The organism is Candidatus Tisiphia endosymbiont of Sialis lutaria, from assembly GCF_964026535.1.
GTDB lineage: Bacteria > Pseudomonadota > Alphaproteobacteria > Rickettsiales > Rickettsiaceae > Tisiphia.
This window is the reverse complement of the sequence record NZ_OZ032153.1, coordinates 159,435-183,247: the sequence shown is the minus strand read 5'-3', so window position 1 is coordinate 183,247 and position 23,813 is coordinate 159,435. Positions and strand designations below refer to the sequence as shown.

Annotated in this window: 20 protein-coding genes; 13 read left to right on the top strand and 7 right to left on the bottom strand. The window is 33.3% G+C overall.

What is annotated here, in order from left to right:
• Positions 1-234 precede the first annotated feature (234 nt).
• Entirely contained in the window at positions 235-2,049 is a 1,815-nt protein-coding gene (locus AAGD20_RS00885) for an AAA family ATPase (protein ID WP_341749058.1), read from the top strand.
• Between the two features lie 256 nt (positions 2,050-2,305).
• Here AAGD20_RS00885 and AAGD20_RS00880 read toward each other — a convergent pair whose 3' ends face one another.
• From AAGD20_RS00880 to rseP, 3 genes are all read right to left on the bottom strand, one after another.
• Positions 2,306-3,478, bottom strand: a complete 1,173-nt coding sequence (locus AAGD20_RS00880) for a palindromic element RPE2 domain-containing protein (protein WP_341749057.1) — start codon at positions 3,476-3,478, stop codon at positions 2,306-2,308.
• A gap of 394 nt (positions 3,479-3,872) precedes the next feature.
• Positions 3,873-6,182 carry an outer membrane protein assembly factor BamA gene (gene bamA / locus AAGD20_RS00875; RefSeq protein ID WP_410520910.1) on the bottom strand — a complete coding sequence of 770 codons (2,310 nt, stop codon included), beginning with the start codon at positions 6,180-6,182 and terminating at the stop codon, positions 3,873-3,875.
• A gap of 63 nt (positions 6,183-6,245) precedes the next feature.
• Entirely contained in the window at positions 6,246-7,340 is a 1,095-nt protein-coding gene (gene rseP / locus AAGD20_RS00870) for an RIP metalloprotease RseP (RefSeq protein ID WP_341749056.1), read from the bottom strand.
• A gap of 92 nt (positions 7,341-7,432) precedes the next feature.
• Between rseP and nusB the strand changes: the two genes are divergently transcribed.
• A complete protein-coding gene (gene nusB, locus AAGD20_RS00865; protein ID WP_341749055.1) occupies positions 7,433-7,954 on the top strand; it encodes a transcription antitermination factor NusB in 522 nt (173 codons plus the stop codon).
• Positions 7,944-8,678, top strand: a complete 735-nt coding sequence (locus tag AAGD20_RS00860) for an RlmE family RNA methyltransferase (protein WP_341749054.1) — start codon at positions 7,944-7,946, stop codon at positions 8,676-8,678. The genes nusB and AAGD20_RS00860 overlap by 11 nt, the downstream gene beginning before the upstream one ends.
• On the opposite strand, the gene AAGD20_RS00855 is transcribed toward AAGD20_RS00860, so the two are convergent.
• A complete protein-coding gene (locus AAGD20_RS00855; RefSeq protein ID WP_094649229.1) occupies positions 8,658-9,815 on the bottom strand; it encodes a hypothetical protein in 1,158 nt (385 codons plus the stop codon). The two genes, AAGD20_RS00860 and AAGD20_RS00855, sit on opposite strands and share 21 nt — an antisense overlap.
• Positions 9,816-10,145: 330 nt before the next feature.
• On the opposite strand from AAGD20_RS00855, the gene AAGD20_RS00850 reads away from it, so the two are divergent.
• From AAGD20_RS00850 to holA, 3 genes are read left to right on the top strand one after another with little or no spacing between them, the layout of a single operon-like run.
• Positions 10,146-12,305: an Rne/Rng family ribonuclease gene (locus tag AAGD20_RS00850; RefSeq protein ID WP_341749053.1), complete on the top strand. Its 2,160-nt coding sequence runs from the start codon at positions 10,146-10,148 to the stop codon at positions 12,303-12,305.
• Positions 12,306-12,316: 11 nt separating this feature from the next.
• A complete protein-coding gene (locus tag AAGD20_RS00845) occupies positions 12,317-12,817 on the top strand; it encodes a hypothetical protein (protein ID WP_341749052.1) in 501 nt (166 codons plus the stop codon).
• Positions 12,818-12,825: 8 nt separating this feature from the next.
• A complete protein-coding gene (gene holA / locus AAGD20_RS00840) occupies positions 12,826-13,815 on the top strand; it encodes a DNA polymerase III subunit delta (protein ID WP_341749051.1) in 990 nt (329 codons plus the stop codon).
• A 219-nt stretch (positions 13,816-14,034) separates the two neighbouring features.
• Here the strand turns inward: holA and AAGD20_RS00835 are convergent, their stop codons facing one another.
• A complete protein-coding gene (locus tag AAGD20_RS00835; protein ID WP_341749050.1) occupies positions 14,035-15,045 on the bottom strand; it encodes a hypothetical protein in 1,011 nt (336 codons plus the stop codon).
• Positions 15,046-15,763: 718 nt separating this feature from the next.
• Between AAGD20_RS00835 and hemB the strand changes: the two genes are divergently transcribed.
• From hemB to ccmE, 4 genes are read left to right on the top strand one after another with little or no spacing between them, the layout of a single operon-like run.
• Positions 15,764-16,765 carry a porphobilinogen synthase gene (hemB, locus tag AAGD20_RS00830; protein WP_341749412.1) on the top strand — a complete coding sequence of 334 codons (1,002 nt, stop codon included), beginning with the start codon at positions 15,764-15,766 and terminating at the stop codon, positions 16,763-16,765.
• A gap of 10 nt (positions 16,766-16,775) precedes the next feature.
• Entirely contained in the window at positions 16,776-17,414 is a 639-nt protein-coding gene (locus tag AAGD20_RS00825) for an SCO family protein (protein ID WP_094649564.1), read from the top strand.
• Position 17,415: 1 nt separating this feature from the next.
• On the top strand, positions 17,416-17,541 hold the full coding sequence (locus AAGD20_RS00820; protein WP_275656748.1) for a hypothetical protein: 126 nt from the start codon (positions 17,416-17,418) through the stop codon (positions 17,539-17,541).
• A complete protein-coding gene (gene ccmE / locus AAGD20_RS00815; RefSeq protein WP_341749049.1) occupies positions 17,519-17,959 on the top strand; it encodes a cytochrome c maturation protein CcmE in 441 nt (146 codons plus the stop codon). The genes AAGD20_RS00820 and ccmE overlap by 23 nt, the downstream gene beginning before the upstream one ends.
• Before the next feature lie 14 nt (positions 17,960-17,973).
• On the opposite strand, the gene AAGD20_RS00810 is transcribed toward ccmE, so the two are convergent.
• Positions 17,974-18,174: a hypothetical protein gene (locus AAGD20_RS00810; RefSeq protein WP_341749048.1), complete on the bottom strand. Its 201-nt coding sequence runs from the start codon at positions 18,172-18,174 to the stop codon at positions 17,974-17,976.
• Here AAGD20_RS00810 and ubiE point away from each other — a divergent pair.
• From ubiE to xth, 3 genes are read left to right on the top strand one after another with little or no spacing between them, the layout of a single operon-like run.
• Positions 18,145-18,909, top strand: a complete 765-nt coding sequence (ubiE, locus tag AAGD20_RS00805) for a bifunctional demethylmenaquinone methyltransferase/2-methoxy-6-polyprenyl-1,4-benzoquinol methylase UbiE (RefSeq protein ID WP_341749047.1) — start codon at positions 18,145-18,147, stop codon at positions 18,907-18,909. The genes AAGD20_RS00810 and ubiE overlap by 30 nt on opposite strands.
• Positions 18,906-20,294 (top strand): 2-polyprenylphenol 6-hydroxylase, encoded by a 1,389-nt coding sequence (gene ubiB, locus AAGD20_RS00800; protein ID WP_341749046.1) that lies wholly within the window; start codon positions 18,906-18,908, stop codon positions 20,292-20,294. The genes ubiE and ubiB overlap by 4 nt, the downstream gene beginning before the upstream one ends.
• Positions 20,291-21,079, top strand: coding sequence for an exodeoxyribonuclease III (gene xth / locus AAGD20_RS00795; protein ID WP_341749045.1), 789 nt, complete (start codon positions 20,291-20,293; stop codon positions 21,077-21,079). The genes ubiB and xth overlap by 4 nt, the downstream gene beginning before the upstream one ends.
• A 620-nt stretch (positions 21,080-21,699) precedes the next feature.
• Here the strand turns inward: xth and AAGD20_RS00790 are convergent.
• Positions 21,700-23,376, bottom strand: coding sequence for a hypothetical protein (locus tag AAGD20_RS00790; protein ID WP_341749044.1), 1,677 nt, complete (start codon positions 23,374-23,376; stop codon positions 21,700-21,702).
• Positions 23,377-23,813: the final 437 nt, after the last annotated feature.

Below are 23,813 nucleotides of genomic sequence, written 5' to 3'. Positions count from 1 at the left end.
GTATAAATTTATGTAGGGTACTAAAGGATTAGTATACCGCGTCAATTATTTCAATTGGTATTATATGGTTAAACAGACACTGTTAACAAAGGTATTTAACCAACTAGTTATCATGTTTTTAGTACAAATTATAAAAAAGAAATTTTTATAGCAAAAATTTTACTAATTAGCTATTAGTGGAGAATAAAAAAGTAGTATAATGGGTATTATAGTTGGAAGGAACAGGTGAAAACAATGATAGAAGAAAAAGATAAAGATAATATTAATTATCAGCCAAGAATGTTTGTTGGTACCGATGACTTCAAGACATTATTGCTAAATAGCGATGTATTTGTTGATAAGAGTCTAATGATCAAAGAATTATTAGAAGATAGTGGAGCAGTTACACTCATTACTCGCCCAAGGCGGTGGGGGAAGAGCTTGAATATGGATATGGTGCGAAGATTTCTAGAAATAGAAGTGGATGAGTATGGGATACAATTGCCGCAAGAACAAAGAGTTAATTATAAGTTGTTTAGTGGAGGAGAGGTAGATTTAGGTTTTGATGAGACTAAAGAACTAAAGCCATTAAAAATTGCTAATGTAGCAAACTCTATGAAACGCCAAGGTCAATTCCCAGTTATTATTATAAGTTTTAAGGGGATTAGGGGTAGTAGTTATGAGGAAATTGAAAGTAAAATCAATTATCAAGTAATACAGTTATTTAGTAATTATCGTTATTTGGAGACTTATTTAACAGATAAGGAAAATTTATTAAATGATGCACAAAAGAAACAATTAACTAGATATTTTTCTGGAGAATTTAACAAAGTAGAACTTGAGAATAGTTTGAAATTTCTAAGCGACTTACTTTATAAACATTTTAATCAAAAAGTTTACATACTAATTGACGAATATGATACGCCAATTAATAGTTCCTACATGGAATTTGGTCATAAAGAAGAATTTAATCAGGTACTTAAACTATTTCGGGCAATATTTGGCAATAGTCTTAAAACCAATGATTCATTACAAAAAGGTGTTATTACCGGCATATTGCGTGTTGCTAAGGCTAATTTGTTTTCAGATTTGAATAATTTAACTGAATGTAGTCTACTAGATGAAAGATTTTCTAGCAGTTACGGATTTACTCAAGCAGAAGTTGATGAACTATTAACTAAAGTACCAACCACTACAAAGCCAGAAGAAATTAAAAATTGGTATAATGGCTATAATTTTGGTGGAGAAGTCATTTATAATCCATGGTCAATTATGCAATGTTTGGCAAGTAAAGGCAAGCTTGATCACTATTGGATTGATAGTGGTGGGACTGGTTGGATTGATCATGTATTGCTCTCAGATGAGATGCAAACAGATATCCAGGCTTTAGCTGCGGGTAAAACTATTACTTCTTCTATTACTAAACATATAAATTTTGCTGATATTAACCAACCAGAAGGGTTATTTAGCTTATTATTATTTAGTGGCTACCTAAACACAACTACCAAGATGCCAGAAAGAGATATTTATGATTTATCTGCTCCTAACTACGAGGTGAAATATATTTATGAAAAAAGAATGCTACAATGGGTTACTAAACAAATAAAAATTGATAATTCTGGATATTATTCTTTTGTTACTCTATTACCAGATGGTAAAATAGAGGCGTTTAAAGAGCGTCTGCAGGAATTGTTACTTAATTCTACTAGTTTTCACCAAACAGGAGAGAAAAAAGCCGAATTATTTTATAGTGGCTTTATGCTCGGCTTTGTTAATATGTTAGCTCCTAATTATATAATATCAAGTGAACAAGAATCAGGGGATGGCAGAGCCGACGTTATGATGATCCCGAAAGTGGGCAAAGGTGATAAAGCGATGATTATCGAGTATAAAATCGCTAAATCTTCAGAAGACTTAGGCTCTATAGCTAAATCTGGTTTACAACAAATTATTAATAAAAAATATGATAGTAAAATAAAAGAGCATTCACATGTAAAACAAATATTAAAAATTTCCTTAGCATTTTGTGGAAAAAATATGGAGTTAGAATATGAAATAACGAAGCTCTAATAATAGAGCGTAAGCACTTGTATAATAAGCAATTTGGTATCTGATTGGGTTCGCAATATGTACACTACGCTCCGCCAGTTACTTATTACCCTTCCAGGGATTTTGTAATTTTATAAAGCAATTCATATGCTCCATATATGCTCCTTACGAATTGGAAAATAAAGAGTATATTTGCCCTCAACCCCTCTTTAGTATTGCTGTTCAGCTGGAGGGATTATGCAACAAATAGTCAACTCTTCCTCCATCCATACCGATATTATATCTTCTTGTATTGGTCAACAGATGGCTGGTTAAATGGATCGATTTTTAGGTAATTAGCAATTAGCATAGTACTCAACATTGTATGGATAATTTGATCTATAATTGCATACTCATCGATATGTACAAAATTCTCTAGCATCACTGGTCGCTTGACTTGCACTAATGCATTATATATATTGTTAGCATGAGCAGCTAAACTCCTCGCAATCTCTGAGTTCTCTTTATTGTTAGTAATAATTTTATAAAATTTATCATCCGGACCTTCTAAATAAAGTTGCAACTGACTATGCTGATCGAATGTCCCTTTGGCAATTATAGGGGTTATACCAAAGCCATTCTTACCAAGTGATTCAGCTGTAATTTGTTGTTGCCATCTACATAAGCCATCTAATTGGTAACTGTAATTAAACATAACTAACATATGTCTATTTAAAGAATATTGATTGAGGTAATACTCCGCTATCTCACAAATATTATAGTCAATTGATGAGAAGTTGGGGACGTTGTCACTCGTCGCTCGCCTATTATTTATAGGCGTTGCTCCATCGCTCCTGCTATCTACTTCTCCTGAATTGACTATAGAGCCATCAAGGATAATATCTGATATTTTCTGGGAAGCAGCTGCAACAACTTTGCCTACATCAACTCCTGCAATTGCTGCTGGTAGTAAAGAGGCGTTAGAAATTATACCAAATCTTCCACTGCTTACATTATCATGCTCTAAACAATTTGCACCAAAAGACTTTGCTAAATTATATAACAAATTATTACTAAACGGTACTGTTACATAAACATTTTGAGAAGGAACGTGCAAAACTTCTAAAACATACTTAGTTAATAAATAGGTTTCATTGGTATTCCCAGACCTACTCAATGAAAAAAACACTGCCTTATCTAAGTTAACTACTGCCAATTTTTTATCAATTGCTAACTGATCTAAATTATCAAGATATATTAGCCTTTTAGTGGCTACTGCCTTCATGCTTAGCAATGCCCTAATATTTAGGCAAGATGCACCAAAACCTATAATAATCACAGTATCATATTTTGCCGTAATCTGAGCAGCAAGATTCTTTATTTGATCTTGCTTAATCAGGTCAAACCTTAAGAAATCATATTTATTGGATTTAATCTGTAAAAGAAGATCGTTATATAGTTTGCTCAGCATTTAATCTCCGCTTAATAGATTTCCCCGCTTCTCGTTGTCATTCTTAGTAATGGCGAGAATCTAGCCCCCTGCTTACGCAGGGGTGACACCACAACTGTTGAAAGTTAGAAGGTAAAGCGGGTTTAGATAGGTTTTCTGTCATTGCGAGACCACGCAAGTAGGTCGTGGCAATCCATCTTTGGTTACTTTTATGGATTGCTTCGTCGACCTACGGTCTTTCTCGCTAATAGACGTTGACCACATACGATTTTTAAACTATCCGGTCTAAAACCGCTTCCTCTTCTAACTTTCAACAGTTGTGGGGGTGACATTAAGTCGAGCAGGGATGACACTAAGTTGAGCATAAATGACATCCTTGCGTGTAATGTTAGCCCGGTTCTTTACACCTTTCATGTTAAAAATGTGTAGAGAACTTTAGATGGAAAGTTTGTTTCTCATCATAAGGTCGCTTCTTAATTGGCCAAGCCCAATCCATTCTGATAGGGGCAAAGCGAGTGACCCAGATAAAGCCAACTCCAACAGAAGCCCGAAGCGACTTATCATTATAAAAACTATCAGCTTTATAGGTACTTTTAGAATTTAATCTTACCCCCCACAGACTACCAGCATCTATAAAAACAGCACCAGTCAAATTAAAGTCTTCTGGTAAACCAGTCGGAAAATTAAGTTCTGTTGAAACTGTATAATATTTTTCTCCACCAAGACCTTCATTTGTTCTTTTCTCTCTAGGGCCTATTCCACTGGCAGCAAATCCTCTAAGACTATAATCACCCAAATTAAAGCGATCAGAAATTCTAACAGTTTTACCTCCAACACCCATGATATTACCGACACTACTAGCAATTTTCAAAGTAAATTTATTATTGATAAAAGATTTAAAATACTTACCGTCTAGTTCATGTTTTAGATATTTATTATTACCTCCAACACCAGCAAATTCCTGGGTACCACTTATAACGTAACCATTTTTAGGAACAATCCTACTATCAAGTTGATCATAAGTGATAGTATGCCCAATAGCAGATGTTACGAATTTTCCCATTTGTTCATTTAAGAATATAGAACCCGGATTGCCTGGAGAGCTTAATACTTCTCTTTTAATAGTATGGTCAATTTCATGACTTAAATCTTCGGCAATATCATAACCAAGAGAGGTTTTGAGTCCTATAGATTTTAACGTATAATTTTGATCTCCTTGTGAAAGGAATGAAGTACCACGACCGCTATAATTATTGAAAGCATTGAAACCTAGCGATAAGTCTTTATCAAGAAAATGAGGCTCGGTTATGCCGCCATAGTAGCTAATACTTTTTTTCCCTACTTGCACTCCAGCATTTAACAATTTTCCGGTACCAATTAAATTGCGTTCTAAGAATGATATACGTCCAAATGGTCCGCCTGCTGTGTTATAGCCAGCATCAAAACTAATTGATGACGTTGATTTTTCCTCAACATCAATATTAATATCATATTTATCTTTTCGTTCTGTGGGCGTGACGCTAATAAGTACTTTTTCAAAATAATCTAAATTACGTAAATTTCGATCACCTTTCTCAATATAAGAACGATTAAATATATCTCCTTCAGAAATTTTAAATTCTCGCCTAATAACTTTATCTTCAGTTTTTAGATTATTAGTAATATTAATTTGATTAATATATACTTTATCTGCCTTATCTATCACAAATTTAACATCGACAGTATGATCTGGATTTTTACTACTTATATCAGGATAAACACTAATTCCTGGATAACCTTGACTGGCAAAATATGCAGTAAGTTTATTAGTTATTTTATTTAAACGATTAATATTGAATGTTTCACCGGAAGTAACATTAATATATTTGTTAATTTCATTTAGATCAATATTAGGCAGTTTATTGTCAATAGTAATGTTGCCCAATTTATATTTTGCTCCTTCATCAATAGAATAAGTGATGGTAAAATATTCCTTGGTTGGATTTAGCTCTGCTGTAGCAGAAATAACGCGGAAATCGGCAAATCCTACTGATTGATAAAATTCCTTTAGTAATTCTTTATCATACGCCAAACGATCTGGATCATAGGTATCATTAGTTTCTAAAAAACTAAACCATTTCGATTGTTTGGTTAGGATAACAGATTGCAGTTCATTAGTACGATAATTATTATTTCCTTGGAAATAAATTTGTTTAACTGTTGTTTTAGGTCCTTCTGCAATATCAAAAGTAACTCTTACTCGATCATTCTCAAGCTTTTCGATTTGTGGGGTGACAGTTGTCGAATAACGACCGGAACGTTTGTACATCTCCTTAATCTTCTCGACATCCAGTTGGATTTTAGCCCGACTCATTGATTCACCGGCCATAGTAAGCATTTCCTTCGATAATACAGAGGTTTTGATTTTAGAATTACCTTGGAATATTACCTTAGCAATAAAAGGAGTTTCTGAAACAGTAACTATCAAATTGCCACCACTTACTAGTCTAATAGTTATATTCTCAAATAAAGATGTTGCGTAAAGATTTTTGATTGCTTCATCTGCTCTTGACGAACTATATTCTTCTCCAACTTGAAGCTTTAAATAATTTTCAATAGTTGAGGTTTCAATCCTTTTGTTACCTTGAATAGTTATTTCTTTAACATACTCAGCTGATAAAGCGGAGATATTATATAAAATAGTTGTTGCCAAAATAGCTATTTTAATAGTTGGTTTGACTTTTATTTTCACAAGAACCTTCTTTTCTTTAATATTTTAATTTTAGAGTAACGGGTATGGTTAACTTAATCATTTAAAAACTAAGTTTTTTATATCATTTGACAGAGAAATTACAATAAGAAAAATAATTATCCCTATACCTAATCTTAGTATAACATTTTTTATTGCCCCACTAAGTGTTTTACCAAAAATTATTTGATATATTATAAATACTAAATGTCCACCATCCAGAACTGGAATTGGTAGCAAATTAAGTAAACCTAGATTAATTGATATCATAGCAACAAATAGGGCAAAGCTTGCTACTCCTTGTTCTAAAGATTTTCCTGATTCTTGGGCAATGGTAATTGGTCCACCAATTTCATTTAATGATCTTGTCCCCATTAACATTTGTCCAAAATGTCCTAAAATTAAATTTGAGATATAAATAACGTCTACGGATCCTTGATAGATACTTTGAAAAATATTCATTTTAATATAAATAGGCTCATTTTTAGCAATAATTCCTATATAAGGTCTTTTTAGATTAGGATGATTATCTAGTTTTTTCTCTACCGGAATTATAGAAATGTCTATAACCTCACCATTTCTGTCAACTAAAAGATGGAGAGGCTTGATTCCGTTGGTTAATAGGTTGTTTTGTAAATCGGCGATACTGTTAATTTTATTATTATTCACTATAATAATTTTATCGTTTTTTGTAAGTCCAGCTAGTTCTGCAGGGGAATTAGCTACCACTTCACCAATTATTGGTGGTATCTCTATTTGACCGTGAGAAAAATAAATAGTTGTGAATATTACAATGGCTAACAAGTAATTAGCTATAGATCCAGCGGCTACAATTAAGAATTGGGCATAGAGAGGCTTGCTAAGAAAGGCGTAATGTGACGGATTCGGATGCTCTAAAGAACCGGATTCCCAAGATTTGGGTTTTTCCAATGTTGCAGGGTCAAATCCATAAATTTTAACGTAACCACCGAAGGGTATGGCACAAATTTTCCATTTTACGCCATCTTTGTCTATTTTAGAGAATAGTTCTTTGCCAAAACCTATCGAGAATTCCTCGACCTTTACTCCAAACATTTTAGCTACGTAATAATGACCAAACTCATGAACAAATACTAATAGGCTGATGGTCAGAATAAATCCGAATATTGATAACATACAACTCATTATTTTTTTAAGAGGTTTACTAAGTTATACTTTTTTGCTATAGGTAATAGATTAAATATGTTACAATACTGTTGAAAAATTTTATGACCTCAGCCAAAATTAACACCAAAACGATAGCACGCATTGCTGCGGTACAAGCAATTTATCAGTATAAACCGGAAGATCCTAAGTGCAACATAGAAAAAATCATACAGCAAATTATTCAATTCTATCAAGATGAGAGAGCGGCTAATAGTTTAACAACCAATCTAACAGCTAGTTTAAATAAACCAATAAAAGTAAAATTAAGTATAAGCCATTTTGAATTGTTAGTAAAGTCTGTAGTTGTAAATCTACCTCAAATTGATAAGATGATATCAAGGCATTTAACAGCTGAATGGCAAATTACTAGCTTACCTATTCTGCTTCTTGCTCTTCTGCGTGTGGCAATTTGTGAATTACAATTTTTTCCAAATGTACCGAATAAAGTGGTAATTAATGAATTCACCGACATTACAAATGATATGTTGAGCGAGGGCGAGGTTGGTTTTGTTAATTCTGTATTGGATAGAATTGCTAAAATATCTAGCGAAAACTTTGAAGAGATTGCCGATCATGACATCTAACATATCAGGTTTTAGAGGTAAATTTGTTGCCGTTAAAACTGCAAAAAGGCGAAAAACTTCATCAAAAGAGTGGCTTGCACGCCAATTAAATGATCCTTACGTTGCTAAAGCCAAGCTTGATGGTTACAGATCCAGGTCAGCTTATAAATTGCTGGAAATTCATGAGAAGTTTAATTTGTTAAAACCAGGGATGAAATTAGTTGATTTAGGGGCTGCCCCAGGAGGGTGGAGCCAGGTTGCTGCCAAAATTATTAAATCTAATGATTCTGGTATAGTTAATTCAGGAAAATTGGGTAGCAGGAGTGATGGAGCAACGCCCACTAATATGATAATTGCTGTTGATTTGCTTGAGATTGAGCCAATTGTTGGTGTAGATTGTTTGCAAAAAGACTTTTATGCTGAAGATACTGAAGAGACTATTATAAAAATGCTAGATGGTAAGGCTGATATTGTAATGAGTGATATGGCTGCGAACACGACAGGTCATGCAACAACAGATCATATTCGAACTCTTGACTTATGTGAACATGCCCTTGATTTTGCCTTAAAAGTTTTAAAGCCGGGAGGGCATTTTATTGCTAAAATTTTTCGAGGTGGTACAGAAAATAGTGCCTTGAACAGAATTAAACTTAATTTTCATAAGGTTAAGCATTTTAAACCATCTTCTAGCCGTAAAGAGTCAGTAGAGATCTATTTAATCGCTCTAAGTAGGAAATCTGTATAATTTTCGTTTAAAAAAGTACCAAGAATAATAAAGTACAAAAGTCCCAACAACAGTATATGTAGAAAATAGAAAACCTTGTCCATCATAAAGTCCATGTGCTATATAAGAAGATAAAGCTCCAGAATAAATACCAATAGCACACATAGTGAAATATATTGCTAGTGCGGTTCTCAAATCTTGGGCTTCAAATTTACCGGATAATATTAATATATTACAAATAAAAATAGCACATAAACATACACCAATTGTAGAAAGGAGATAGATGTTGCCTATTAAAGTGACCCCATAGTGGGGTAAAAGAATAAAGCTGGCTAAGAGGATAATCATCAGTATTAAGTTAGCAAGATATTTATTGATTATTTTTAATGATAAAATAACAGGTGATATCAAGAAAAATATACTCATAAGAGTATAATGGGAAATAGTGTCTATCTTTGATACAGGAAAGTGTTTTTCTAAAGCAAATTCCTCATAATACCACAATATATCGAAAGTAATATAAGATACCATAAAGCCTGTTAGAACCTGTAATTCTATGTTCTCAATTAAAAATGAAAATCTAGAAACTAAAATTGTATTTTTGTTAATATTATCTCTTTGTAAGCAAGTTATAATAATAAAACTATAAAGTGATACGCATAATAATAACCCATTTGTCGCTGATTCTAGAAATTCGGCTAGTAAATCAACGGTAAATTGTCCAGCTATCCATAGCAAAGAAAAGATAATAAGAGCAAAATATTTATAGTATTTATAGTTATTGGTTAATTCCACTATTTTGATGATAGTAGTGGTTATGTAAGTGTAGTAGGCGGATGCCATTATAATAAAATTGATTTTAAGGATGGTGTAATCCTTAATCATAATTAGGTTTAATATACCTATTATCAGTAAGATTAAACTAATAATGGTAGTTTTGTTGTCACTGATTTTATTAATTAATGGGGTTAAGAATAAACCAGCTATTATATAACCTAACATTTCGATTGATTCGATATGATCTAGCTGATCTCCAGATAGGCCTTTACTTATTAAAAAATCTGGTATTACTAGTGCATTGATGTAAGTAATACATGCGAAAAGAAATACACTAATAAACAATAGCAAAGCTGTTTTTAAATGATTATCTTGGGTCATAAATAATTGTTTGCTAAACTAGATTACATCGTATATAAATTTCTTAATAGAGAGGCGTTTAAGAAGTTTGTGTAATCAAAAGTACATTAGCTTATTCATTAAAATTTGTCTAATTAATTTTATTATGACCATGAATAAAATTTAGGTTTATAGAACAGCGAATTTGCGTAAGATGGCTAAGAAATTTCTAATGGTAGTTATTTATTAGGTTAGTGTACTTAAAACGATATGAATGTTTTTTAAATTTGTCATAATAAATAGATATTGTTTAATGTTGCTAGGTTTGCAAAATATTAGAGATGTACCTAGAAATTTACGAGTAAAAAATTAATGAGTAAGAAAATTATAGTTGATGCTAACTTTCCTAATGAAACAAGGGTAGTATTACTAAATCATAATAATAATATTGAAGATATTGAATATGAAACTGCGATAAAACAGCAAAACAAGGGTAATATATATCTTGCAAAAGTTATAAGAGTTGAACCAGCCTTGCAGGCTGCCTTTATAGATTATGGTCCTGACAAGAGTGGATTCTTACCTTTTACTGAAATTAGCCCATATTATTATAATATACCAGCATCCGATCTTAAATCTTTGCCTTCTATAAACAAATTACAAGAAATCTCTCTTTCAGATATTACCCAAGATGATCTTGTGGAGTCTGAAACAAAGAGAAATTATAATCTGATAATAGATAGTGAAGAAATTGATTTAAATGCTATAGAAAGATTAGTGGACGAAAAAATTCAGGTAGAATTTAATTTAGATGTTCTAGATAATGACATTGAAACAATAAATGTTGAGAGAAGTGATAAAGATGAAGAGAATAAACAAAAGCAATACAAAATTCAAGAAGTAATAAAAAAGGGGCAGATTCTGCTTGTGCAAGTTACCAAAGAAGAAAGAGGTAATAAAGGAGCGTCGTTTACCACCTTTATGTCTCTTGCTGGGAAATATTGTGTTTTAATGCCTAATACGCCCTCCCAGAATGGTGTATCACGTAAGATATCCAATGCTGATGAACGGAGGAGGCTTAAGAATATTGTTAGTAAAATAACTTCAAATAATAGTAGCAGCGTATCAAGTATTATAATTCGTACGGCTGGTGCTGGATGTACTACTTTAGACATCAAAAGAGATTATGATTATTTAGTAAAATTATGGAATAAAATTAGAGAGAGTACCCTTAAATCTATAGCTCCATGTTTTATACATGAAGAAGATGGGCTGATCCAAAAAGTCATCCGGGATATGTGTGATCATACGGTTAAAGAATTGATAATACAGGGTAGTGAGTCATATCAAAACGCTGTAAGATTCATGAAGGATATATTACCTACCGATATTGGTAAGCTTAAAGAATACAAAAATAAAGTACCAATTTTTACAAAATTTGTTATTGAGGAGCAGCTAACTAAATTATATCAGCCTGTTTTTGCTTTACCTTCCGGTGGGTATATAGTAATAAATCCAACAGAAGCCCTTATTTCAATTGATGTTAACTCAGGTAGAGCAACTGCTGAGAAAAATATTGAAGAAACGGCGTTAAAGACCAACTTAGAAGCTGCCAGAGAAATTGCTCGGCAAATTAAATTAAGAGATTTATCAGGCTTAGTAGTTATTGATTTTATCGATATGTATGATGCTAGAAATCGTAGAATTATTGAGAGATCTTTTAAGGAATTTCTAAGTCGAGATCGGGCAAGAATTCAAACTGCTAATATTAGCCAATTTGGTTTGCTTGAGATGTCTCGGCAAAGATTAAGACCATCATTTTTGGAATCGAATTCATCGATTTGTTCATATTGTAATGGCAAAGGGCTTGTTAGAGCAGATGAATCAAATGCTATGTTAATTTTACGTACGATAGAGAATGAAATTTTTAATGAAAATATCGATCTAGTAAATGTTTTTGCTAATATTCATTCAGTCATCTATTTACTGAATAATAAGCGTTCAGAAATATCTCTAATTGAAGAAAAATATAATTTAAAGTTAAGATTCCACGTTGATCCATCTGCCACTTCTGATAATTATTCAATTGAAAAAATAAAATTGCCAAAAAAATCTAGCCATGCTGGGGCTACTAGTAAACCATTAATTCAAAATCAGTCTTCTAATTATCAAGAAGAAAAGATTAATAAAGAGCCACCTACTAGTTCAAATCCTAATAGAAAGAAGCAAAAATGGAAAACTCCTGATAAGTTAGAAGCTAGTAGTGAGTTAAATAAAAATGTAGAAATAGCAATTGATAACGAAAAAACTGATAAAGAGGTTGTTGAGTCTAGTCAAGAAACTGATAAGGCATTAGTGGTAACTGAGTTGGACAATGAAAATGTTGTTGATACCATTAAGTCAAATCGTAAATATCTTGATAAGAAATCAAGTTATACTCGTCCCCCTAGAAGGCGTAACTATAATAAAAACAAAGTGGCTGATAATGGGCAATCTCAGGAATTAGCTAAACAGGAGGGGGCTAATAGTTGATAAAGAGTAGCTTGAGTTTATTAGTAATCGTCACTTACTTGTTTTTATGTACCTCTTGTAGTTTAAGACCTGTATATAGTAATAAATATAGTTTACAAGAATTAAGCCAATTAAGTGCTATTGAAGTTGAGCCAATAGACTCTATTGCTGGGGCAGAATTTTGTTACTATTTGTCTAGTATTCTACCAAAATCTACAACATCAACAACAAAGTATTTATTAAAGGTAAAATTTACCAACAAAATTTTACCGCTTATTATTAAAAAAAATTCTGATGTGTTAAGAGAAACAGTAAGTCAGACTATTCAATATAGGTTAGTTGATATTGTGACTAATCAACAGGTTACCTCAGGAACATTCCGTCATGTGACCTCTTATAGTACAGCTTCTTCACCTTATCATAGTTATTTAGATAATGATAAGGCATTGGAAGACCTTACAAAACAAGGGGCGAATGAGATACTGGAAAGATTAATTTTATATTTTAAACAAAATATCATTAAAGCAAAATAGCATTAAAGATGAAATTCTATCTATCACAAACTATGCAGCTACTTGATAAGGTAGAAAATGGACAAATTAAGGCTCTGTTACTTTATGGTCCAGATAAAGGGTATATAGATAAAGTTTGTAAAGCCTTAGTAAAGAAATTTGATTTACTAAAAACCTCTATAGAATATTCAGAGATTAAATCTCGGTCGCTTGAAACTTTAGTTAATACCCAAAATTTCTTTATGCAAAAACAATTGATTACTGTAAGATCAGTTGGAGAATCTATAGATAAATCTTTAAAACTTGCTCTTAGTAAAGATTCAGTGCATTTCTTAGTGTTTATTGCTGATGAATTATCAACTGCTTCTAGCATACGTAAATTCTTTGAAACGGAAACTTATTTGGCTTCTTTAGCTTGTTATCATGACGATGAACAAAAAATTGCTAAGATAATTTTACATAAATGTAATAGTGTAGGGAAGGTTATAAAAGAAGATGCTGTTAACTATTTAACAACTCGCCTAAAAGGTGACCATCAAATGCTAGTTAGTGAAATCGATAAATTAACATATTTTACATTTGATAAAGAGCAAATTACTTTAGATGATGCACGGCAGGTAGTTAGTGATGATTTTATGGGAAATGGGGATAATTTATGTGCTTATTTTTCCTCAAAAGATGCTGATAATTTTTTACAAGAATTCAATAAATTAAAACAACAAAATATTAATGAAGTGCTAATTATCAGAGCATTAATCAGATATTATCTAAATTTATACATCATATTGAGTAAGTTAGAAATTGGTATTGATATAGATGTGGCGGTAAAATCACTATCCCCACCAATTTTTTATAAATATGTGGCAAGTTTTAAAAAAGCTGTAAATAAGCTTAAATTAGAGGATTGTATTAAAACACTGAAACATTTGCAGCAAGCAGAAATTGATTACAAGCTAAATCCAGTTGGCTTTGATATATATCAACAAATTTATGTTAAAGTTAATCCGATTAGTATTTAACCAAACTCACAAACGTTATTGCGAGAAGCTACTTTAGTAGCGACAAAGCAATCCATAAAAGTAACCAAAAATGGATTGCCACGACCTACTTGCGTGGTCTCGCAATGACTTATAAGCCTATAACTTGTAATCAGCGTATGTGAGCATGGTAATCCAGAAGCTTGTCAATTGCTTCGCTGCTTTACGGTTTTACTCGTAATGACAGCATGATACCAATAGTTAGATATGGTCTGGTATTTTAGAATGATCCCCTACTAAAATTGGTAAATCTTCCCAAACATCGAGAACAGGCTCTGCATTAGATGATACATTAAGAAGGTCAAATTTATTCCACTCTGAAAATTCGACTGAAGATGCTTGAAGAATAGGAGAGCTTATAGAAGGACGAGGGTTCTTACAATTATTCTTAGGAGGAGAAAATGAACGATATAGCTTATTAAACCTGCTTATAGGAACCGCATCATTGCATGTATTTGGATCATTATAATCTAAAATAGGTAATGAACTATATAGCTTAGCCTCATTATTTTCCTTGCCCTCACATGAATTAGTTGTTTCGTCCAATATATGATGCAAATTTGTGCTAGAAACTTTAAAATCATTATTCCATAATTTAGACCAAAAAGTACGATTATCATTTAAGCCCTTACAGACTCCTGTTACAATATTTTTGATATTCTTATTTAAATATTCATGACCCATTTCAGATAATTGAGGGCATAAATGTTCAGTGATTTTATCCCTATCTTTCGGCGAAGATACTCTGGCTAACTTTAAGGCTGTTAATACTATATTATAAGATGCAATCGTGTTATTTACTTTATCACAAAATGCTTTAATATTATCATCAGTGAGTTTACTTGGATCAAAATATTCCATATCATGGTGTTTTATAGTCTTACTCAACTGTTTTCTAGTTGAAAAAGACTCTATTGCTGCATTATTAACTGAATTTTTTAAATGTGTAAGGGTTACCATTGGATCAGTTATCTTATCTAACTGATTTTTTAAGTCAGAACAAATATTGTGCAGAGAGTCCTTAATTTTATGGAAAGTTACATAGTCCCACTGCACAGGGTCATCTTGAGATTCATTAAATATATTTGCCGTATTAAAAATCTTATACTTCCAGTAGTCAATATTTTCAGAATTAGTATCGGCAGTATCAACCTTCTCAATACCAACCGCGGTATTAGCATTGCCAATAATGGTTAGGGGTACTTTTTTCAATACAGCTTTCTTATGTTTACTCGTTGGCATGTGACATTTCATAATCTTCCATAATAATTTTTATTATGGAACATATTTATTGATATTTTATAGTATAAGTCAAGTGGATTTATATCAAAAAGAATAATTTTTATTAATTTTATGTAAAATATTGGATTTTTATGCAATTAAAACATTTTTTTACTTAGTGGCAGAAATTTTTGTGATATATTGCCTAAAAAGAGTATAAACCCTAAGAAACTTTTGTTATTGCAGGGAGTACGTAACCCGGCGAAGTATGTAAGCTGTCATTCCCTCGGGGTTTTGTCCACAACTGTTGAAAGTTAGAAGAGGAAGAGGTTTTAGACCGAATAGTTTAAAAGTCGTATGTGGTCAACGTCATTGCGAGAAAGACCGTAGGTCGCGAAGCAATCCATAAAAGTAACCAAAGATGGATTGCCACGACCTACTTGCGTGGTCTCGCAATGACAGAAAACCTATCTAAAACCCGCTTACCTTCTAACTTTCAACAGTTGTGGGGTTTTGTCATTCCCGCGTAGGCGGGAATCTGAGATCCCTGCCTTCGCAGGGATGACACAAAGTTGAGCAGGGGTGACGTAAGTCGAGTAGGGACGGTGATAAAAACAGTATTGCTTTGTCGTGTGCTTCGCTAATAGACGTATAGTAATGCTAATCAGGATAGCTGTATTTGTATTAAACTTAAAAAATTGGAAATATGATGTATCCAACAGTAAGATTAAGAAGAAATAGAAAAACTCGGTGGTTACGAGAATTAGTAGCGGAGAATAGGCTTAGCGTTAATGATTTAGTGTTAGCATTATTTGTTGTTGAAGGAGAAAACCAGCGTCAGGAGATTAGCACCATGCCTGGTATATATAGGTTGTCTATTGATCAAGTACTATTGACGGCTAGGCAGGCTTATGAGAATGGCATAAATGCCATAATACTTTTTCCCTGTATAGAGGCAAAGTTAAAAAGTGACAATGCGGATGAAGCGTATAATCTAGATAATTTAATGTGTAGGACTATTCGAAGTATCAAAAAGGCTAACATTGATATTGGTGTAATATGTGATGTTGCACTGGATCCTTATACTACGCATGGTCATGATGGTATTTTACATAATGGTGATGTAGATAATGATAAGACGGTTGAAGCTTTGTGTAAACAAGCTTTAGTTTTAGCAAAGGCTGGGGTAGGCATCGTAGCCCCATCTGATATGATGGATGGTAGGATTATGGCAATACGTCAAATGCTAGATTCAGAAGGTTTTATTAATGTTAATATACTATCTTATGCCGCAAAATATGCTTCAAATTTTTATTCGCCATTCAGAGATGCGGTGAGCAGTAATAAGGCAGTTTATCTAGATAAAGCGACCTATCAGATGGATGTACGCAATAGCAGAGAGGCTATGTTAGAGATAGAACATGATCTGGCTGAAGGGGCGGATATGATTATGATTAAACCTGGTATGATGTTTTTGGATATCATAGCCCAAGCGGCAAATAGCTTTAATACTAATATATTTGCCTATCAGGTCAGCGGCGAATATGCTATGTTGAGACTTGCTGCGGAGGTCAATGCCTTAAATTGGCAGGCGGTTTTGATAGAATCGTTATTATGTTTTAAGCGAGCTGGGGCTAGTAACATTGTTACTTATGCCGCGTTGGAAGTAGCTCAGATATTGAATAAACAAGCAATTAATATTGTAGAATAAATAGGATATAATGCAAGAGAAACGTCAGGCTAATGTAATAATAGGAATTATTATAACATTAGGTTTATTAATAACTATTACGTCATTTTATCTGTGGTTATCCTTTGAGACACCGCAGAAGCCTCTTGCTGGTAGAGGAGGGGGGTATAATGATGACGTGCAAATTGGTGGAAAATTTGAGCTAACTGATCAAGATGACAAGATTTTTAATAGTGATAATTTGAAAGGAAAATTGAGTTTGATTTATTTTGGCTTCACTTATTGCCCTGATATTTGTCCTACTTCTTTGCAAAAGATAATGGAGGTCATTAATACTCTTGATAAGTATAAAATTGATGTTGAATTTGTTTTTATTACCATCGATCCCAAACGTGATAGTTCTGATGTTCTTAAGGAATATTTAAAGCATTTTAATTCTAAGTTTATTGGTTTAACAGGTAGCGAACAACAGATTAAAGAAGTGGCTGATAAGTTTAAGGTGTATTATGCTAAAATAGATACTAATAGTGAAGATTATATGTTAGATCACTCTTCTTTCGTTTATTTGATGGATAGACAAGGGAAATATGTAAAGCATTTTTACTTAAATAGTTCAGCTCAAGAGATTATAGAATTTATTAGAGTAATGGAACAGCAGAAAAAATATTAAGATGAATTATTTACTAGTTTCATACCTGTTTGCCTTCTTGGCTCTTGGCTTATTGTTGGCAGCAAGTTGGATAGGTTATAATAAGGTTAAGGTTAGGTTAGTTAATGCAAAAAAGGGTAAAAAATAGATTAAAAATTATATTATTTTACCTATTATGCAGTGCCGGAGGGGTATATATGATATTATATAACCTTGAAGATAATATAGTATTTTTTTATCCTCCATCAAAGGTTAATGAGTTAAAACTTGGCAAAGAATTTAGGGTAGGGGGGTTAGTTAAAGTAGGTTCAGTTAAAAAAATTACGGCTGATAAGGTGCATTTTGTCATTACCGATGACATTAAAGACCTAGAAATATCTTACCAAGGGGTTTTGCCCGCTTTATTTCGTGAGAGGCAAGGGGTAATAGCTGTTGGTAAGCTATTAGACAACATATTCATAGCTCGTGAATTGTTGACTAAACATGATGAGAATTATTCTCCAGCCCAGTATATATATTCAAATGAAAAGTTGATAGAAAAAGATGGAAACGTAAAATTTAAGTGACGTTTTTATGCTGCTTAATACTTATAGAATAAAAATTGTAGGGTACTATAGTCAATTGATAAGAATTTGGTGACGTCGTTGCTCAATGCTCGCCTATTACTTATATGCGTCGCTCCATCGTTTCTAGCCCCAAATTCTCCTGAATTGACTAAATAATGATTTACAATATAAACTCGTAGAAATATATGGATAATAATAACGACTTCCCTGGTCAAGTAAATTTCGGTTTTTCAAAAGTGTCCTTTGAGCAGAAAAGAGATATGGTTAGAGATATTTTTTCTAGCGTTGCTAATGAATATGATGTAATGAATGACTTAATGAGTTTAGGCATACATCGTCTATGGAAAGATCAATTTGTTAGGCAAATTCCTAATTTAACATCAAATATATTGGACGTTGCAAGTGGCACCGGTGATATAGCTTTTAGGATAATAAAGCGAGCTAAGGAACAAAATATATTACCCCAAGTCACTTTGTGTGATATAAATTTAGACATGCTGACGATAGCTCGTAATAAAGCTGTTGATAGTAACATATTACATGGATTAGAGTATGTCGTAGCTGATGCGGAAAAATTACCTTTTCCTGATAATAGTTTCGATTGCTATACTATAGCATTTGGTATTAGAAATGTGTCAAAAATTGACAATGCCCTAAAAGAAGCTTATCGCGTACTAAAGCCCAAGGGCAAATTTCTATGTTTAGAATTCTCTAAAATGCAATATGAGGGTCTGAAGCAATTATACCAGTTTTATTCGTTTAATATTATTCCTAAGATTGGTAAAATTGTAGCAAACAACGAAGCAGCTTATCAATATTTAGTAGAAAGTATTAGTTTATTCCCAGATCAGGAGAATTTTGCAATTATGTTAAAGGATGCTGGATTTAGCGATGTTAGTTATAAGAATCTTCACTTAGGAATCGCTGCTATTCATAGTGGTTATAAATGATTAGCTTATTATTGAATTTTTTGCATATATTAAGAGTGGTAAGCAAGCAGCAAATTCTGACTTATCCAGGTACCATAAAATTACCATCTAGGTTAAGAATTCTTGGTTGGATGATAACCATAATAGTTTATCCGATTGGTTTATTTAAACTACCAAAAGACGATTTTGGTATGAGGTTAACTGATTGTTTTAAAAAATTAGGACCTGTTTATATAAAATTTGGGCAAACTCTTTCCACCAGACCAGATCTCATCGGAGTTAAAATTACTAACTACTTGCAATCTCTACAAGATAAGTTGCCGCCTTTTAGTAGCGATATCGCACGACAAATTATTGAGGAGTCTTTTGGACAAAGTGCCGATGAGTTATTTTCCGCCTTTGAGGATATACCAGTTGCGGCGGCTTCGATTTCTCAAGTACACAAAGCTAGGCTGAAATCAGGTGAGTTGGTTGCGGTAAAAATATTACGCCCTGAAATTCATCACACATATAATAAGGATATTAAACTTTTATATATTCTGGCTAGGCTAGTAGCAAGAATATCGACAAAATTAAAAAGACTACGATTAGTGGCAGTAATGGATGTATTTAATGCTACTATGAAGTTTGAGCTTGATCTACGTTTAGAGGCAGCTGCCGCCTCAGAATTGTTTGACAATTTCCAAAATGATGTTGATATATATATTCCTAAAATTTATTGGCAACTGACGCATGAATATATAATAACCACAGAATGGGTAGATGGAACATCAATTTATGCTCGAGATAAGCTGATAGAACAGGGCTTAAATCCAGCTGAAATAGCTCAAAAATTTGCTATAATGTTTTTTAATCAAGTATATAGAGATGGTTTCTTTCATGCAGATTTGCACCCTGGCAATATTCTAGTTAGGTCAGATGGTAGCATAGTGTTACTAGATTTTGGTATTATGGGTAGATTACCTGATAAAGATAGAATGGCAATTGCTGAGAGCCTATTTGGTTTTCTAAGTAAAAACTATAAGCTAGTAGCACTTGTCCATCTTCGAGTTGGTTATATAGATAAAAATACCGATCTTGATCTTTTTGCCCAAGCCTGTAGAGCAGTGAGCGAACCGATTATAGGATATGCTGTCAAAAATATTTCTATAGGTAAGTTACTTGCCCAATTATTTAAAATTACTGAAGATTTTGGTATGGAGGTGCAACCACAATTGCTATTATTACAGAAAACTATAGTAGTAGTTGAAGGGGTGGGACAACAGCTCGATCCAGAAATTAATATGTGGCAGCTTATAGAACCATGGATCAAGAAATGGGCAGCTAAAAATCTTAGCCCAGAGGCAAAGGTGATTAGGTTTTTAAAGCATTTACTAATAGAAATATCGGAAAGATTATGTAAATGAAAATAGTAACTTGGAATATTAACTCTCTACGTTTGCGACTTGATTTGCTTAAGAAGCTAATTGATCAACATCAGCCTGATATTATATCTCTCCAAGAGACCAAAACAGTTAATGAGTTATTTCCTCATCAAGCTATTAATGATATGGGTTATAATCATATATATTATTCAGGGCAAAAATCTTATAATGGAGTAGCAATTTTATCGAAAATTCCTATTACTAATAGATTCTCCCTTGAATTATATAATAGTGATAAAAGGCATGTAGCAGTTGAAGTTCTGGGTATAGAAATCCATAATTTTTATGTACCAGCTGGTGGAGATATAGCTGATGTAAAGATCAATGAGAAATTTAAACATAAATTGGCATATTTAGAATTAGTACAACAATGGTTGACCTATAATCGTAGTAAAAATAGTAAGATGATCATAACCGGAGACTTAAATATCGCACCATATGAGCATGACGTATGGTCGAGTCGTCAATTGCGGAATGTTGTTAGCCACACAGATATAGAGCGTTCAACCTTGTTGGAGTTACAATCTTCCCTAGGTTTTATCGATAGTAGCCGTCATTTCGTGCCGTATGATCAAAAATTTTATACTTGGTGGAGTTATAGAAACATAGACTGGCAAAAATCTAACCGGGGACGTAGACTAGATCATATTTGGACTAGTTGTAACTTACAAGATAAGATGTTATCGGTCAGCTCCTTATCAGAAGCTAGGGGATGGCTTCAACCTTCTGATCATGTGCCTTATTTTTTAACACTAAATATGAGGTAAATATAGCTAACATAGGTCATTGTGAGACTACATAGTGGTTGTTGGATCGCCACGCCACTTCGTGGCTCGCGATGACGCATAAGCGTTAGTTTAAGAAAATAAAGTAGAAAAGCTGTCTATTACTCGATAATCAAAATTTGTCATTCCCGCGTAGGCGGGAATCTAATACTACAGTTGTAGTTTAGATGTGAGCATTCACGATTTTTTTGTGATGAATAAAAAAACCTGATCACCAAGCGTCATTGCGAGGAGACCGTAAGGTCGACGAAGCAATCCAGAAAAGCGATTAGAAAGGATTGCCATGCCACCTACGGTGGCTCACTAATAGACAACTTTTCTACTTTATTTTTTTAAACTTAAGAAAATAATTCGTCATTGCGAGCCACCGTAGGTGGCGTGGCAATCCATTCCTAATAACTTTTGTGGATTGCTTCGTCGACCTACGGTCTTCTCGCAATGACGGTTTTTTAATTATTATTTTCTTAAACCAATGCTTATGCAGTGATGACGGGTATAAACGCATATGTCATTGCGAGATCACGCAAGTAGGTGGCGTGGCAATCCATGTATGGTCACTCTCTGGATTGCATTCGTCAGGTTACAACTTCCTGATGAGACAACTAGCAATCTGACTCTATCTCTAGGTGGACTCCTGTCGCTGTTGTCATATCTAAGTATGGTGGTTCATTAATCGCTGTATTCCTCACCATCTCTATGGTCACCCCATTACGAGATTCTTCCTGGAGTCCTGTCGCTGTTGTATTCCCTATGGTCACCCCATTACAAGGTTCTGCCTCTATCACATATACATTTACCTCACCGCACTGGTCATATATTTCGTCTTCAACTGCATCTTCAATACGCGGAGTTTCTGGTAATGGCTTTTTTGTTGCTGAAGGCATACTATATATAGGATTATATTTATTTTGCTCTTCATTTCCTAAGGTTTGTTGGCGTGCTTCTAAAGGTTTTCTCGTGTAAATAGTCACCCTGCCTTGAGGTATATAATTTGGCATATCTGTCGTAGTTGTATCGTTATCATCTTCAGTACAAAGACATGCCATAATAGCTGCAAAACCAACAAAGCCAGTAACGCAAATACCGACAAATGTCCCCAATAAAGCTTTTAGTAGTGGCGTTGTTTCTACCTTAGAAGCAGTGTGGCTCTCAGGAGTAGGTTCTTTTTCTGATAGATTGTCTTCTGTTTCCCAGTCTATAGTAACTTCAGTCCCTTTAAGATAATCCAAAATCCACTGTGCTGTTTCGGTATCTATACGGTTATTACGTATATCCAATTTCTCAATACGAATATCATTATCTTTTATTGCTTCTACAAGTGCTTTTGCTACTTCGGAAGGTATATTGTTTCTTTCTAGAATCAATGTATTAATTTTATTACCTTTCATCAGGTTTATAAGGTCTTCTATTCCTGCTAACTCTAGGCTGTGCTCTATAATTAATGTAGTAATCGGAGTTTCTTTAAGAATTTCCCCAAGCAATTTCGCTGTTTCGGGGTCTATTGTGTTATAATCTAGAGACAATGTAGTAACATTATTTTTTAAAAGTTGTTCTTTTAAAAAAGATGGCTCAAAATTATATTGGTTAAAATTTAATTTATTAGCAGCTTTTCTATAAACACCATCTACTAGATTTTGCTTCATGTGAGTGTGAAGGAGATTCTCTTCCTGAGTAAATTGGCTATTTTGATTATCTTTGGTTTTTTGTCTAATAGGTGTAGACATAACCAATAACTTATTTTCTGTTTTATGAGTAGGTTCTTCCTTTGTGGTAACAGGAATAGGCTCTACATTAAACTTATCACGGATCAATGATATAGTATCTGATCCCTTTGTTATCTTTACATAATTATCATGATTATCTACTGAACGTTTTTCCGTACTAATAGATTGCTCTAACTTGGATAGTTTAGAACTTTGTTCTTTGGATAATGGGTTATTAGCAACATGAGTAACTACAGGAGCAATATTGTTAGGCAAAGTAGATTGGTGACCTATCTTGGATACAGCATTGGGATTATTTGCTGATGAAATACCATTAAGCAAACTGTCAGCAGTAACAGTAGCAACAAAACCCCCCAAAACCAATCCTACTGTTCCTGTAGGAGAATTAAAACGCCCCCCATCTATAATCTTTACCCCAAATTCTGGGTTTTTTTCAAAAAAGCCAGGAGGAAGCTTTGTACTAAGAATTTCCTGCAAGTCCTGCTTTTGAACTTCATTAAGAGGTGTATTATTATTGTATGTAACACGCTTATTATTTTTACCTTTTTTACTCATTACTTTTTCTCCTTTATTTATATTACAAATTGTTGAAAATGCTGTAGTCAATTAACCTGAATTAGTGCCAAATAAGCACCCATCGGGCTGTCTATTAGCGAGGAGGCGTGAGCCTACGAAGCAATACATTTTAATCGTTTTTTTGGGTTGCTTTGTTGCCACTAAAGTGGCTTCTCGTAATGATGCTGAGGCTAAATACTAATCGGATTTATAACGTTGCCAATTCAAGTTAATTCACTATATTAGGTAAAATAATACTGATATTTTAATATTTAGCAACTTTTATGTAATATATTTTGTTCCGTAACATTAAAATACAATAGATTTTTTGTAATATAATCTGGAAATATATAGTCAATTCAAGAGAATTTGGGGCTAGGAACGATGGAGCGACGCCTATAAGTAATAGGCAAGCGACAATGTCCCCAACTTCTCAT

Coding starts and splice junctions, on each gene's coding strand:
- AAGD20_RS00885 (WP_341749058.1), top strand. CDS start 235: ATGATAGAAGAAAAAGATAAAGATAATATTAATTATCAGCCAAGAATG.
- AAGD20_RS00880 (WP_341749057.1), bottom strand. CDS start 3,478: ATGCTGAGCAAACTATATAACGATCTTCTTTTACAGATTAAATCCAAT.
- rseP (WP_341749056.1), bottom strand. CDS start 7,340: ATGTTATCAATATTCGGATTTATTCTGACCATCAGCCTATTAGTATTT.
- nusB (WP_341749055.1), top strand. CDS start 7,433: ATGACCTCAGCCAAAATTAACACCAAAACGATAGCACGCATTGCTGCG.
- AAGD20_RS00860 (WP_341749054.1), top strand. CDS start 7,944: ATGACATCTAACATATCAGGTTTTAGAGGTAAATTTGTTGCCGTTAAA.
- AAGD20_RS00855 (WP_094649229.1), bottom strand. CDS start 9,815: ATGACCCAAGATAATCATTTAAAAACAGCTTTGCTATTGTTTATTAGT.
- AAGD20_RS00850 (WP_341749053.1), top strand. CDS start 10,146: ATGAGTAAGAAAATTATAGTTGATGCTAACTTTCCTAATGAAACAAGG.
- holA (WP_341749051.1), top strand. CDS start 12,826: ATGAAATTCTATCTATCACAAACTATGCAGCTACTTGATAAGGTAGAA.
- hemB (WP_341749412.1), top strand. CDS start 15,764: ATGTATCCAACAGTAAGATTAAGAAGAAATAGAAAAACTCGGTGGTTA.
- AAGD20_RS00825 (WP_094649564.1), top strand. CDS start 16,776: ATGCAAGAGAAACGTCAGGCTAATGTAATAATAGGAATTATTATAACA.
- AAGD20_RS00820 (WP_275656748.1), top strand. CDS start 17,416: ATGAATTATTTACTAGTTTCATACCTGTTTGCCTTCTTGGCTCTTGGC.
- ccmE (WP_341749049.1), top strand. CDS start 17,519: ATGCAAAAAAGGGTAAAAAATAGATTAAAAATTATATTATTTTACCTA.
- ubiE (WP_341749047.1), top strand. CDS start 18,145: ATGGATAATAATAACGACTTCCCTGGTCAAGTAAATTTCGGTTTTTCA.
- ubiB (WP_341749046.1), top strand. CDS start 18,906: ATGATTAGCTTATTATTGAATTTTTTGCATATATTAAGAGTGGTAAGC.
- xth (WP_341749045.1), top strand. CDS start 20,291: ATGAAAATAGTAACTTGGAATATTAACTCTCTACGTTTGCGACTTGAT.
- AAGD20_RS00790 (WP_341749044.1), bottom strand. CDS start 23,376: ATGAGTAAAAAAGGTAAAAATAATAAGCGTGTTACATACAATAATAAT.